Origin of the sequence: Pseudomonas sp. DL, from assembly GCF_047199225.1 — a bacterium.
GTDB classification, from domain to species: domain Bacteria; phylum Pseudomonadota; class Gammaproteobacteria; order Pseudomonadales; family Pseudomonadaceae; genus Pseudomonas; species Pseudomonas aeruginosa.
Map to the genome: position 1 here is coordinate 2,973,063 of NZ_CP178323.1, position 13,628 is coordinate 2,986,690.

At 67.7% G+C, this 13,628-nt stretch carries 11 protein-coding genes; 3 read left to right on the plus strand and 8 right to left on the minus strand.

What is annotated here, in order from left to right; genetic code table 11:
- The 7 genes from ACI766_RS13855 to ACI766_RS13885 form a co-directional block, all read right to left on the minus strand.
- Positions 1–1,113 carry an ABC transporter ATP-binding protein gene (locus tag ACI766_RS13855; protein ID WP_003089446.1) on the minus strand — a complete coding sequence of 371 codons (1,113 nt, stop codon included), beginning with the start codon at positions 1,111–1,113 and terminating at the stop codon, positions 1–3.
- Positions 1,114–1,152: 39 nt separating this feature from the next.
- A complete protein-coding gene (locus ACI766_RS13860) occupies positions 1,153–1,986 on the minus strand; it encodes a carbohydrate ABC transporter permease (RefSeq protein WP_003105365.1) in 834 nt (277 codons plus the stop codon).
- A 10-nt stretch (positions 1,987–1,996) separates the two neighbouring features.
- Positions 1,997–2,929: a carbohydrate ABC transporter permease gene (locus ACI766_RS13865; protein ID WP_003105364.1), complete on the minus strand. Its 933-nt coding sequence runs from the start codon at positions 2,927–2,929 to the stop codon at positions 1,997–1,999.
- Between the two features lie 75 nt (positions 2,930–3,004).
- Positions 3,005–4,315: an ABC transporter substrate-binding protein gene (locus ACI766_RS13870; protein WP_003105362.1), complete on the minus strand. Its 1,311-nt coding sequence runs from the start codon at positions 4,313–4,315 to the stop codon at positions 3,005–3,007.
- 157 nt (positions 4,316–4,472) lie between these two features.
- On the minus strand, positions 4,473–5,378 hold the full coding sequence (locus tag ACI766_RS13875) for an AraC family transcriptional regulator (RefSeq protein ID WP_058148772.1): 906 nt from the start codon (positions 5,376–5,378) through the stop codon (positions 4,473–4,475).
- Positions 5,379–5,529: 151 nt separating this feature from the next.
- Complete coding sequence (locus ACI766_RS13880) at positions 5,530–6,870, minus strand: aryl-sulfate sulfotransferase (RefSeq protein ID WP_014602910.1); 1,341 nt, start codon at positions 6,868–6,870, stop codon at positions 5,530–5,532.
- A 22-nt stretch (positions 6,871–6,892) separates the two neighbouring features.
- The gene (locus ACI766_RS13885; RefSeq protein WP_003114997.1) at positions 6,893–9,262 is read right to left on the minus strand and encodes a TonB-dependent receptor; all 2,370 of its coding nucleotides are present in this window, start codon (positions 9,260–9,262) and stop codon (positions 6,893–6,895) included.
- Positions 9,263–9,411: 149 nt separating this feature from the next.
- Here ACI766_RS13885 and ACI766_RS13890 point away from each other — a divergent pair, with 149 nt between their 5' ends.
- The gene (locus ACI766_RS13890; RefSeq protein WP_003105356.1) at positions 9,412–10,323 is read left to right on the plus strand and encodes a LysR family transcriptional regulator; all 912 of its coding nucleotides are present in this window, start codon (positions 9,412–9,414) and stop codon (positions 10,321–10,323) included.
- A 96-nt stretch (positions 10,324–10,419) separates the two neighbouring features.
- On the plus strand, positions 10,420–12,036 hold the full coding sequence (locus tag ACI766_RS13895) for an alkaline phosphatase family protein (RefSeq protein ID WP_012614158.1): 1,617 nt from the start codon (positions 10,420–10,422) through the stop codon (positions 12,034–12,036).
- Here ACI766_RS13895 and ACI766_RS13900 read toward each other — a convergent pair whose 3' ends face one another.
- Positions 12,037–12,942: an AraC family transcriptional regulator gene (locus ACI766_RS13900; RefSeq protein WP_003089436.1), complete on the minus strand. Its 906-nt coding sequence runs from the start codon at positions 12,940–12,942 to the stop codon at positions 12,037–12,039.
- A 104-nt stretch (positions 12,943–13,046) separates the two neighbouring features.
- Here ACI766_RS13900 and ACI766_RS13905 point away from each other — a divergent pair, with 104 nt between their 5' ends.
- Entirely contained in the window at positions 13,047–13,607 is a 561-nt protein-coding gene (locus ACI766_RS13905) for a carboxymuconolactone decarboxylase family protein (protein WP_003122713.1), read from the plus strand.
- Positions 13,608–13,628: the final 21 nt, after the last annotated feature.

A 13,628-nucleotide genomic window follows, 5' to 3' on the forward strand; every position in this document is an offset into this window, starting at 1 on the left:
TCAGGCCGCCTGTTGCAGTCGTTTGTCGAGGGCCTGGCCGTTGCTGTCGAACAGGTGGCAGTGCGCCGGATCGAAGCCCAGCTCCAGGGGGGCGCCGTAGTCCGGTGCGAAATCGCCGCGCACGCGCAGGGTGAGCATTTCCCCCGAGTCGGCGCGGACATGGCAGAAGCTGTCGCTGCCCAGGCGCTCGCTGACGTCGGCGGCGACCCGCAGCAGGCCCTGGAAGGCATGGCCCGGGCGGGCGATGTTCAGGTGTTCCGGGCGGATGCCGAGGGTCACCGGGCTGCCGGTTGCCAGCTCGCCGGCGCATAGCGGCAGGCCGACGCGCGCGCCGCATTCGAGGGCGACCTCGCAGCGCTCGCCCTGGTTGCGGCTGAGATGGCCGCGCAGGAAGCCCATCTTCGGCGTGCCGAGGAAGCCGGCGACGAACAGGTTGGCCGGATGGTGGTAAAGCTCCAGCGGCGAGCCGACCTGCTCGACGCGCCCGCCGTTGAGCACCACGACCTTGTCCGCCAGGGTCATCGCCTCGACCTGGTCGTGGGTCACGTAGATCATGGTCGCCGCCAGTTCCTGGTGCAGCCGCGCCAGTTCCAGGCGCATCTGCACGCGCAGGGCGGCGTCGAGGTTGGACAGCGGTTCGTCGAAGAGGAATATCTTCGGGTTGCGCACGATCGCCCGGCCGATCGCCACCCGCTGCCGCTGGCCGCCGGAGAGCTGGCGCGGCTTGCGCTCCAGCAGCGCTTGCAGTTCGAGGATGCGTGCGGCGGCGTCGACCTTGGCGGCGACCTCGCGCTTGTCGACGCCGGCCAGGTCGAGGGCGAAGGAGAGGTTCCTGCGCACCGTCATGTGCGGGTACAGCGCGTAGGTCTGGAAGACCATCGCCAGGTCGCGTTTCGCCGGCGGGGTGTCGGTGATGTCCGTGCCGTCGAGGGCGATGCTGCCGCCGCTGGCCTCTTCGAGGCCGGCGATCAGGCGCAGCAGGGTCGACTTGCCGCAGCCGGAGGGGCCGACGAAGACTACGAACTCGCGGTCGCGGACGTCGAGGTCGATGCCCTTGATGATGGCCTGGCCGTCGAAGCCTTTCTGCAGGTTGCGGATCTTGAGATCAGCCATGGCGGAATACCTCCGTGGACGAAAGGATGGGGATGCGCTTCATTTCACGGCGCCGAAGGAAAGGCCGCGTACCAGCTGCTTCTGGCTGATCCAGCCGAAGACCAGGATCGGCGCGCAGGCGAGGGTGGAGACGGCCGAGAGCTTGGCCCAGAACAGTCCTTCGGGGCTGGAATAGGAGGCGACCAGGGCGGTCAGCGGGGCGGCGGCCGAGGAGGTCAGGTTGAGCGACCAGAAGGCCTCGTTCCAACACAGGATCAGCGACAGCAGCAGGGTCGAGGCGAGCCCGCCGCGGGCGATCGGCAGCAGTACGCGGACGATCTCCTGCCAGGTGCCGGCGCCGTCCAGGCGCGCTGCTTCGAGGATGTCCACGGGGATGTCCTTGAAGTAGGTGTACACCATCCAGACCACGATCGGCAGGTTGATCAGGGTGTAGACGATGATCAGCGCCAGCCGCGAATCGAGCAGGCCGAACTGCTTGGCCAGCAGGTAGATCGGCATCAGTACGCCGACCGGCGGAAGCATCTTGGTCGACAGCATCCAGAGCAGCGTGCGCTTGGTGTGGCGGGTCTCGAAGAAGGCCATGGAGTAGGCCGCCGGCACCGCGACGAGCATGCACAGGAGAGTCGCCGAGGAGGAGATCAGCAGCGAGTTCCAGGCGTAGGCGAAGTAGTCGCTGCGCTCGTTGATGTGCAGGTAGTTCTCCAGGGTCGGCTGGAAGATGAACTGCGGCGGCGTGGCGAAGGCGTCGATCTCGCTCTTGAAGCTGGTCAGCAGCATCCAGAAGATCGGGAAGAACAGCAGCAGGGCGATGCCCCAGCAGAGCAGGCCGAGCAGGGCATTGCGCAGGCGGCGGGATTGCTTGAGTGTCAGCATGGCGGGTTCCTCAGCTGCGCTCGGTAAGGTTCTTGCCGATCATCCGCACCAGCACGATGGCGGCGATATTGGCGATCAGCACCGCGATCAGGCCCCCGGCCGAGGCCATGCCGACATCGAACTGCAGCAGCGCCTGGTTGTAGATCAGGTAGGCGAGGTTGGTCGATTCGTAGCCGGGGCCGCCGCTGGTGGTGGTGAATATCTCGGCGAACACCGAGAGCAGGAAGATCGTCTCGATCATCAGCACCACCGCGATGGGCCGCGCCAGGTGCGGCAGGGTCAGGTGCCAGAAGATCGCCAGCGGACCGGCGCCGTCGAGGCGGGCAGCCTCCTTCTGCTCCTGGTCGAGGGACTGCATGGCGGTCATCAGGATCAGGATGGCGAAGGGCAGCCATTGCCAGGAGACGATGAGGATGATCGACAGCAGCGGATAGTGCGCCAGCCAATCCACCGGCTCGGCGCCGAACAGGCGCCAGACGGCGGCGAGGATGCCCGAGACCGGGTGGAAGATCAGGTTCTTCCAGAGCAGCGCGCTCACCGTCGGCATGATGAAGAACGGCGAGATCAGCAACACCCGCACCGCGCCGCGGCCGAAGAATTCGCCGGCCTCCAGCAGCGCGGCGATGAGCACGCCGAACGCCACGCTGATCGCCAGCACGCTGCCCACCAGCAGCAGGGTGTTCAGCGCGCCGGGCAGGAAGCCGGCGTCGGTGACGAAGAAGGTGAAGTTCTCCAGGCCGACGAAGGCATTCTCGCCGGGATACAGCAGGTTGTAGCGGATCAGCGAGAAATACAGGGTCATGCCCAGGGGCACGATCATCCACAACAGCAGCAGCGCCACCGAGGGGCTGACCAGGAGCCAGCCAGGGCCGCGCCGGCGGCGCTGGAGACGGCGGCGGGCGGGACGGGCCGGGAGCGGGGTATCGAGGGCCGAGGTGTTCATGGCGACTCCGTCTGGATCTTCAAGGGCAAGCGCTCGAGCAGCGCCGCGCCGGGCGCGGCTGCGCCCGGCGGCGGACTACTTCGGATAGCCGGCGCGCTTCATCTCGCGGGCGGTGCTCTGCTGCGCGGCGGCGAGCGCCTGGTCGCTGCTCATCTGCCCGGTGAGGGCGGCGGAGAACAGCTTGCCGACCTGGGTGCCGATGGCCTGGAACTCGGGGATGGTGACCAACTGGATGCCGACATAGGGCACCGGCTTCAGCGTCGGATGGTTGGGATCGACGCGCTTCAGCGATTCCAGGGTGACCCGCGCGAACGGCGCGGCGGCCAGGTAGGCCTCGCTGTAGGTCGAGGCGCGGGTGCCGGGCGGCACGTTGGCCACGCCTTCCCTGTCCGCCACCAGCTTGCCGTACGCCTGCGAGGTGGCCCAGGTGGCGAAGGCCTTCGCCGCGTCCTTGGCGCGCGAGCTGGCGGGAATCGCCAGGGCCCAGGAATACAGCCAGGAGGCGCCCTTGTCGGTGACTTCCCGGGGGGCGAAGGCGAAGCCGGTGGCGTCGGCGACCTTGCTCTGGCTCTTGTCGGTGACGAACGAACCGGCGACGCTGGCGTCCACCCAGATCGCGCACTTGCCGCTGTTGAACAGCGCCAGGTTCTCGTTGAATCCGTTGCTGGAGGCGCCGGGCGGGCCGTACCGCTTGAGGGTGGAGACATAGAAGTCGAGAGCCTTCTTCCATTCGCCGCCGCTGAATTCGGGCTGCCATCGCTCGTCGAACCAGCGTGCGCCGAAGGCGTTGGCCAGGGTGCCGATCAACGCCATGTTCTCGCCCCAGCCGGCCTTGCCGCGCAGGCAGATGCCGTATTGGCCCTGGTCCGGGCGGTTGAGCCTGGCGGCGAATTCGCCGAGCTGGGTCCAGGTCGGTTGCTCGGGCATCCGCAGCCCGGCCTGCTGGAACAGGTCCTTGCGGTAGTAGGTGATCGAGGCTTCGGCGTAGAACGGCAGGGCGTACAGCGTGCCCTTGACGGAGAGACCGTCGCGCACCGAGGGCAACAGGTCGTCCAGGGCGTAGTCGGCGGGCAGCCCGCTCATCGGCTCCAGCCAGCCCTTGGCGCCCCACAGCGCGGCTTCGTACATGCCGATGGTGAGCAGGTCGAACTGTCCGCCCTGGGTGGCGATGTCGGTGGTCAGGCGCTGGCGCAGGACGTTCTCTTCGAGCACCACCCATTTCAGCGCGATGTCCGGGTGGCTTTCCTCGAACACCTTGGACAGGCGTTGCATGCGGATCATGTCGTTGTTGTTGACCGTGGCGATGGTCAGGGTCTCGGCGCCCTGGGCCAGCAGGGGCAGGGCGAGGCAGGCGGCGGCCAGGCAGGCCTTGATCGAGTCGTTCATCGGTGAACTCCTCTTCCGGGCCGGCGGGCGGCGCGGAAGACATTATTGTTTTTGTGTCGCTCGCTGCCGATTACACAGGCGCGTCACGCAACCGACAAAGCCTCGACTGCACTTCGACCGATACTTTTTTGCACCGCCGGGGTGGGGCGGTGGCGGCTCAGAGCAGGTTCTGCTCGGTCAGCCGCTGGGTCACCAGGCGCCGGTAGCCGGTGGGCGTCATGCCCTTGAGCTGCTGGAAGCGCCGGTTGAAATTGGACAGGTTGCTGAAGCCCGACTCGAAGCACACCTCGGTCACCGGCAGCTCGCTGCGGGCCAGCAGCTCGCAGGACTTGCTGATGCGCAGGCGGTTGACGAACTCGACGAAGCCGCGCCCGGCGGCCTGCTTGAAGAAGCGCGAGAAGTAGGTGGGGGTCATGCCCAGGTGGGCGGCGACCTGCTCCTGGGTGAGGTCCTGGGCGTAGTGCTGGAAGATGTAGTCCACCGCCCGGTTGATCCGTTCGACGTTGTGCTCGTCGGCCAGTTGCGAGGAAGTGACGGTAGAGAGCAACTGGTAGTCCTCGCATTCGGCGAGCTGTTCCATGAGGATAAAAAAGTATCCCAGGCGGGTCATGCCGCCGCTGTCGGCGATGCGTTGCAACAGTCGCCGGCTTTCGCCGATCAGCGCCGGGTCGCGGAACTCGATGCCGTAGCGCGCCCGCGCCAGCAGCGGGGCCAGGCGGTTCAGCTCGGAGAATACGCAGCTGCCGTCCTCCAGCACCTCGTCGGTGAAGTTCACCAGCATGTCGCGCCGGGCCACCACCTCGTCGGGCTCCACCTGGCTGATCCAGTTGTGCGGCAGGTTGGGACCGGTGAGGAACAGGGTGTCGGGGGCGAAGTTGCCGATGTAGTCGCCGATGAATACCTTGCCGGAGCTGGCGACGATCAGGTGCAGCTCGTACTCCTTGTGGAAGTGCCAGCGCACCAGCGGGCTGGGGAAGCCGTGCTGGCGGTAGATCAGCGAATGGCCTTCGTGGTCGTCCATCAGCTCGTAGGACGGATCGGTGACTTTGCTGGCTCTGGGCATGGGCGCGGGCCGACCGGGGGAACGAAGGCACATCCTAGCCCGAAGCGGCGGGGCTGTGCAGGGGACCACCCGCGAGCCTCGCTCCCCTGCGTGGCGCCGGGTGGCCGCAGGGGCGGGTAGCGGGCCGTGGCTCTATCCGCCGCCATCCGCTTCAACGCCGCGCCGTGACCTGCGGCGTGGCGCCGGGAACCGCCAGGTTCACCGCCTTCTCCTCGCGCGGCGTACCTTCGGGCACCCAGGCGTAGGCCACCGGCAGCGCGCGGTAGACCCAGTTGCTCCGGGCGTCGCCGCGCGGCGCCTTGCCGAAGTAGGGGCTGACGTACTCCCAGACGATCTCGCCGCCGGGCGTTACCTGGAAGAAGCGTCCGTTCTGCCCTTCGTCGATCAGCGTATTGCCGTTGGGCAGGCGCCGCGCGCTGCTGATGAAGGCGCTGTAGAAGGCCCAGCCGGGCTGCTGCGAGTCCTCGGCAGTGTATTGCCAGACGATCTGCTTCTTCAGCGGGTCGATTTCCAGTACCCGCGAGCCGGAGACCAGCCCGCGCTGTACCGAGGGGTAACCGGCGTCACCCTGGTTGTCGAACACCAGCAGGTTGCCGGCGCCCGGCAGGCCCTCGGGAATGAGGTGGGCGTCGTGCTGGCCACTGATCTGGTCCACCGGGCGCGGCAGCTTACGGGCGCTCTTCGGGTCGATCGGCGGAAGGTTCGGGCCGAGGCGCCAGACCACCTTGCCGCTGGCCTTGTCGACGATCGCTATGAAGTTGGCGTTGCGTGAGTCGAGCAGCAGGTTGTCCGGGGCGAAGCGCCGGTCGCCGGCAGCGTGCCAGCGGTTCTCGCCGAGCGGGGCGAGGTTGTTGATGTGCAGGTAGTCGGGGTTCTCGCTGGCCCGTACCCGCTTCAACTGGTCGGCGGTGAATCCGAATTCGTCGAGATGCTCCGAAGCGGTCCAGCTCCAGGCCAGCTTGCCCTGCGGCGTGACCTCGTAGATCACGTCATCGATTACCCGGGGCACGGCGAAGCCCTTCACCGCGTGGACCTTGTTCGCCAGCAGCAGGGTGTTGCCGTTGGCCAGCCGGCGCTGGTCGTGGTGCTGATGGGCGGCGCCGCCCGGCGCCTGGTCACCCCAGCGCCAGACCTCCTTGCCATCCCAGTCCAGCTCGCCGAGGGCCTGGTTGGCCAGGCCGTTGCCGGGCGAGGCCAGCTTGTCCGGAGCGGCCAGGTCGGCCAGTTGCAGCAGCACATGGCCGCGCTTGCCGCCGTTCAGGGCCGGGTCGATCACGGCGGCGGGGAAGCCGGGGTAGTCCCAGCGCTTCACCTCGTTGCCGTTCATGTCGATCAGGTGGGTCTTGCGGTCTGCGCCGCTGAAGATCACGTACTGGTTGAAGGCCTTCTGCGGGTCGTAGCGGGTCACTCCGGTGGGGTAGACGCTGGGCGCGGCATGGGCGCCGGCGGCGAGCAGCGCGGCGCTGAGCAGGAGCATCGGGAATCTGGGCATGGCGGGTTCCTCGGCGATCGGTTCAGAAGTCGTAGCGGGCGGTCACGCCCAGGGTGCGCGGCGTGCCGAGCACGCCGGCGTAGCCGCCGTTGGCGGAATTCCAGAGGCTGGTGAAATAGGTCTTGTCGAAAGCGTTCTTCAGCCACAGGGACAGGTCCCACTGGCCGTCCCCGTAGTCGCCGCGCAGGCCGGCGGAGGCGTTGACCAGGGCGTAGCTGGGGATCTGTCCGTATGCGGAGTCGTCGATGGTGCCCACCGCCCTGGAGCGGAACGCGTAGCTGGCGGTGAGGTAGGGCTCCAGGCCATCGTCGAGCTTCCAGCGATACTCGCCATTGAAGTTGGCGATGTACTTCGAGGCACCGACCACCTGGTGCCCGCTGAGGTCGCAGGACGCCGGGGCGCCGGCCTGGAAGGCCACCTCGGGGGCGCACGGGGCGTTCTTGTAGGACAGGTAGCGAACGTCGTTGTAGGACGCATTGAAATTCAGGGTCAGGCCGCGGATCGGCAGGGCCGTCGCTTCGAACTCCAGGCCGCGCGAGCGCACATCGCCGGCATTGGTCAGGTACTGGGTGCGGTTGGCCTCGTCGTAGGCATTGGCCTGGTAGCCGTGGACCACGGTCCAGAACAGGTTGCCGTTGAGGATCAGGCGGTTGTCGAGGAGGGTGGTCTTCAACCCCAGCTCGGCATCGTTGGCGCGCTCGGTGCCAATCAGCAGCGAGTCGGCACCGGCGCTGGGAGCGCTGGCCACGGTCAGGTTGACGCCGCCGGATTTCTCGCCGTGGGACAGCGAGGCGTAGCCCAGAACCTGGTCGCTGAAGCGGTAGCTGAGGCTGAGCAGAGCGGACGGACTGACGCTGTGCAGGCCGATGTCGCCGCTGTCGTAGGCGCCGACCCTGCCGTTGCGCGCGGCCGCCGCCGCGCCGCTCACCGCGGCGCCGCCGAGCGGGGCGTAGCGTTCGACCCAGGCGGACTTTTCCTCGTAGGTGCCGCGCACGCCGGCGGTTAGGTCCAGGCGCTCGGTTAGGTGCCAGGTGCCCTGGGCGAACAGCGCGTAGCTGTCGGTGTCGATGTGCCCGCGACCGCGGGTGCTGACGTCGCTCAGGGCGCCGGCGGGGGTTCCGTTCCAGATGTCTGCCCTGGGCCCGTAGTCGGTGAAGGACTTGTTGTCGAGGTCCTGGCCGAAGTAGTAGGCGCCGAGCACGTAGTCGAAGAAGCCGCCGCTGGGCGAAGCCAGGCGGATTTCCTGCGACCACTGCTTGTCGCGCACCGAGACTCCGGCGTTATAGGCCGCCGGTACGTCCAGGCCGTCGTCGTTGCGCGGCGTGAAATCCCACCAGCGGTAGGCGCTGATGGAAGTGAGGGTGAAGTCGTTGGCCAGCTTCCAGTTGGCTTCCACCGAGGTTCCGCCCTGGAACACCGTGACCTGCTGGTCCGAGTCGAAGTTGACCTTGCGCCGATGGCCGTCCACCAGCGTCGCGCCGGCCGCGGCGGCGCGCTGTTCGTAGCGGTTCACGCCGTTCACCGTGGGGCCGCTGCTGAACAGGGTAAGGACACCATTGTCGGAGTCTTCCTCGTTGTAGTCGCCGATCCAGCGCAGGCTGAAGTCGTCGTTCGGCTTGAACAGCAACTGCCCGCGGAAACCCTGGCGTGCGCCGCCGTTGAGGGTGTTGCCGTCGTGGAGGTTCTTCACGTAGCCGTCGTCGCGGGTGCGGTAGGCCGACAGGCGCCCGGCGAGGGTCTCGCCGAGCGGTCCGGAAATCGTGCCCCTGGCCTGGAAGTAGCCGTCCTCGCCGCCGGATATCTCAACGCTGCGCTCCGGAGTGAAGCTCGGCGCACGGGTGCCGATGTTGATCACCCCGGCCGTGGTGTTCTTGCCGAACAGGGTGCCCTGCGGGCCGCGCAAGACCTCCAGCTGCTCGATGTCGAGAAGGTCGAACGAGGCCATGCCGGGGCGGCCGAGGTAGACGTTGTCGAGGTACAGCCCGACGCTGCCTTCCAGGCCGTCGCTGGCCGGGTTGTTGCCGAGGCCGCGGATCGACACGCTGGACTGGCGCGCGTGGACGTAGGCGACGTTGGTGCTCGGCACCAGTTGCTGCAGGTCCTGCACCCGGTAGATGCGCTGGCTCTCCAGGGTTTCGCCGCCGAGCACGCTCATCGCGGTGGGCACATCCTGGGAGTTTTCCACCCGTCGCCGCGAGGTCACCGTGACGGTCTGCAGGGTGGTGGCCGGCTGCGCCTGGCGCGCCTCTTCGGTGCCCGCGGGGGTGTCGTCGGCGCCGGCCAGTTGCGCCCCTCCGGCGCAGGCCAGGCAGATCGACAGGGGCAGCAGGCGACGGCGGAACGGTGCGCTGCGGGACGACGGGATGGAGCGGTACGCGGGTCGGCGATTCATGTGTGGGTCCTGGATGAAGGGGTGACTGCTAATTCCGTATGGTTATTTATTTATGTTTTATATTGCTTTTACGGAATAAGAGATTGCCTTTATAAAAAGCCCACGCCGTCCCCGGCAATTGCATTCGCCCGATATTTTCCATGTAGAAAATGCATATCGATCTCCGCCAGCTCCGCCACTTCATCGCCCTTCACGAGCACCGCAGCTTCGTCGCCGCGGCGCTGGCGGTTAACCTTTCGCAATCGGCCTTCAGCCGCAGCATCCAGGCGCTCGAACACAGCGCTGGCTGCCGCCTGGTGGACCGCGCGGCCAAGGACCTGCGTCCGACCAAGCAGGGCCTGATCGTCCTCGAACATGCGCGCCGGCTGGTCAGCGGCGCGCACAACCTGGCCAACGAGATCGCCCTGTTCAACGGCCTGGAGGCCGGCGAACTGCGCTTCGGCGCCGGGCCGGCTCCCGCCACCTGGCTGGTGCCGCGTGCGGTGGGGCGCTTCAACGTGCGTTATCCGAAGGCGCGGGTGAGTTTCCAGGTCGAACACTGGCAGGCGCTGAACCGCCGCCTGCAGGCCGAGGAGTTCGAGTTCTTCGTCGCCGACACCCGGCATTTCGAGGCCGACCCGCAATACCGGACCTCGCGCCTGCGTCCCCGGCGCTGGCATTTCTGCTGCCGCGAGGGGCATCCACTGGCCGCGCGCGAGAGCGTTTCCGCCGAGGAGCTGCTGAGCTTCCCGCTGGCGACCAACATCAGCCCGCCGAACATCCGCAAGGTGCTGGTGGACCTCAGCGGGCGTCCCGACTTCCGCCCGGCCATCGAGTGCGAGAACGGCCATAGCCTGCTCGGCGTGGTTCTCGCCTCGGATGCCATCGGCATCAGCAGCGGCCTCGGCGACCTGGCGCCGCCGGGACAGGGAGGCCTGCGTCCGCTGCGGGTGCGCGAGCTGCCCGACGACCTCGACGAACTGCATACCCGCTACGGCATCGTCAGCCGCGCCGGCTACAGCCTGTCGCCGCTGGCGGAGGCGATGATCGACGAACTGAAGCGGGTCGACGACGCCACCTGAATTGCGTCGCACGCATGCCAACTATGTTCCGAATGCGCTTGCCGCCGGACGCGGCGGACCGCGAAATGAAGCGTCGTTTCCTTTTCGCGAGCCGTCATGAGCCAGCCCAAGCCGATCCGCAACGTCCTCTACATCATGTGCGACCAACTGCGTCGCGATTACCTGTCCTGCTACCGCCATCCCTATCTGCACACGCCGAACATCGACCGCCTGGCCGCGGAGGGCGTGCGCTTCGCCCGTGCCTATACCCAGGGCACCATCTGCGGGCCGTCGCGGATGTCCTCGTACACCGGGCGCTACGTCAGCAGCCACCAGGTGGCCTGGAACGCGGTGCCGCTGCCGCTGGAGGAGCTGACCCTGGGCGACTACCTGCGCGCCGCGGGAGTCCGCACCGCGCTGGTCGGCAAGACACACGCCACGGCCAACCTGGAAGGCATGCGGCGGTTCGGCATCGATCCGGCCAGCGCGCGCGGCGCGGCCCTCGCCGAAGCCGGCTTCGAGCCCTACGACCGCAATGACGGGGTCTACCCGGATGACCCGGCCTTCGCCGACAAGCGCGAAAGCGCGCCCTACACCCACTACCTGCGGCGCCTCGGCTTCACCGGCGACAACCCCTGGCACGACTGGGCCAACTCCGCCGCCAGCGCCGACGGGGAAATCCTCAGCGGCTGGCGGATGCGCCATGCCGGATTGCCGACACGCTTGCCGGAGGCGCACAGCGAGACCGCCTATACCACCCGTCGCGCCATGGATTTCATCGACGAGCAGGGCGAGCGTCCCTGGTGCCTGCACCTGTCCTACATCAAGCCGCACTGGCCCTACATCGCGCCGGCGCCGTACCACGCGCTGTACCGCGCCGACCAGGTGCTCCCGGCGCTACGCGCGGCGCCCGGCGAAGAAAGCGACCACCCGGTGTACCGCGCCTTCCGCGAACATCGCGAGAGCCTCAATTTCTCCCGCGAAGACGTGCGCCGGCAGGTGATACCTACCTACATGGGGCTGATCCGCCAGGTCGACGACCAGCTCGGCCGGCTCTTCCAGCACATGCGCGCCAGCGGGCGCTGGGACGATACCCTGATCGTCTTCACCAGTGACCATGGCGATTTCCTCGGCGACCACGGCCTGGGCGAGAAGGAGTTCCTCCTCGAGTCGGCGGTGGGCGTGCCGTTGCTGATCCGCGATCCGCGCCCCGAGGCGGACGCCACCCGCGGCCGGGTGGAGGAGGCGCTGGTGCAGTCCATCGACGTACTGCCGAGCATCCTCGAAGCCTTCGCCGTCGAGCCCGCCAGCCATCGCATCGAGGGCCGTTCGCTGCTGCCCTTCGTCCATGGCGCGCCGCCGGCGGACTGGCGCCGCTACGCCATCGCCGAGTACGACTACGCCTTCCAGGCGCCGGCGCGGGAGCGCCTGGGCCGACCCATCGATGCCTGCCGCATGTACATGGTGCGCAGCGAGCGCTGGAAGTACATCGCCTACGACGGCTTCCGCGCCCAACTGTTCGACCTTGCCAGCGACCCCGGCGAATTGCGCGACCTCGGCGCCGACCCGGCGCATGCGGCGGTGCGCGAGGCCCATGCCGGGATGCTGTTCGACTGGCTGCGCGGGCTGAAGCGGCGGACTACCATCAGCAACGCGGAGATCGACCTGCGCGGCCAGGCGTTCCGCTACGGCGAGCCGGAAGGCGGGCGCCTGGTACCGATCGGTCTCTGGTGATCAGCGGCTGGCCTTGCGATAGGCCCCCGGCTGCTGCCCGGTGGCCTTGTGGAAGGCACGGGTGAAGGCGGCGGTGGACTGGTAGCCGACCGCCGCCGCGACCTCGGCGACGCTGGCGTCGGCGCGCAGCAGGGCGCAGGCGCGGTGCATGCGCAGGGCCAGCAGGACCTGCCCCGGCGACTGACCGCTGAGTTCGTTGAAGCGCTTGAAGAAGGCCGAGCGCGAGAGTCCGGTGCGTTCGGCCATCTGTTCCAGGCTCCAGGGCTGTTCGGGTGCCTCGATCAGCGCTTCCAGCAGGCCGGCGAACTGCGGCTGGCGTGCCAGTGCCACCAGGCCGCCGAGGGTCGGGTTGTCGAGCACCTGCTGGCGCAACACGTAGAGGAACAGCAGGTGGCTGAGGCGCTCCAGCAGAACCGGCGACGGCGCCGGCTGGCGGCGGCACTCGTCGACGATCAGGGCGAACAGGCGTCGCGCCGCGTCCAGCGCCGGATCGCCGGCGCGCAGGATCAGCCAGTCGGGCAGGGCGTCGACGATCAGCCCGGACAATCCCGAATGGAAGTGGAAGAACCCGCAGACCAGGCCGGCACCGTCCGCCGCGTTCCACTCCAGCGCCTGCATTTCGCCACGCGGCTGGCAGCGCGCGGCCTCGGCGGTGGCCTCGCTGGACAGGCGGAACTCGACGTCGCGCAGGAAGAACAGCGCATCGCCGCTGTCCAGTCGCCAGCCCCGGGCGCTTCCGGCGACGTGCGCCCAGCAGTGTCCCTGCACCACCAGGTGGAAGCTGGCACGCGCCAGACCGTGGGTGGAGGCATGCCAGCCGCCGCAGTAGCGACCGACATGGAACAGGCTGGTGTCGACTTCGAGGCTGTCTAATAACCAATCGACAAGGGGGTTGGACGAATTCATCTAAGGGAAAGACTCAAGAGCAAGTGATAGCGACTTTAGAATATTGAATGGATTTCTTATTACCAAGAGACTTCTTCGACACCTCAACCACCGGAGTCGAAAGCATGTCACGCGTTCCCGTGCTCACCCTGGAAAACGCCCCCGAGGCGGCGCTTCCGTTCCTCCAGACCGCGCTGAACAACTCGGGTTATATCCCGAATCTGCTCGGCGTGCTGGCCAATGCGCCGGCCGCCCTGGAAACCTACCTCACCGTGTCCGGGCTGAACGCCAAGGCCAGCCTCGGCCTGCCCGAGCGGGAAGTGGTGCAACTGGTGGCGGCCACCACCCATGGCTGCGACTTCTGCGTTGCCGGGCACACCGCGGTGGCGCGCAACAAGGCGCGCCTGCCGGAGCCGGTGATCGAGGCCCTGCGCGCCCGCGGTGAACTGCCCGATGCCCGCTACGAAGCCCTGGCCGACTTCACCCGCGCGGTGATCGCCAGCCGCGGTGCGGTCACCGACGAGCAGTTCGAAGCCTTCCGCGCCGCCGGTTTCGACCAGGCCCAGGCCCTGGAAGTGATCCTCGGGGTGAGCCTGGCGACGCTCTGCAACTTCGCCAACGTGTTCGCCCGCACGCCGCTCAATGCCGAGCTGGAGCAATATCGCTGGACCAACCCGCAGGCCTGAGCCTGCGCTTGCCGGGCGGCA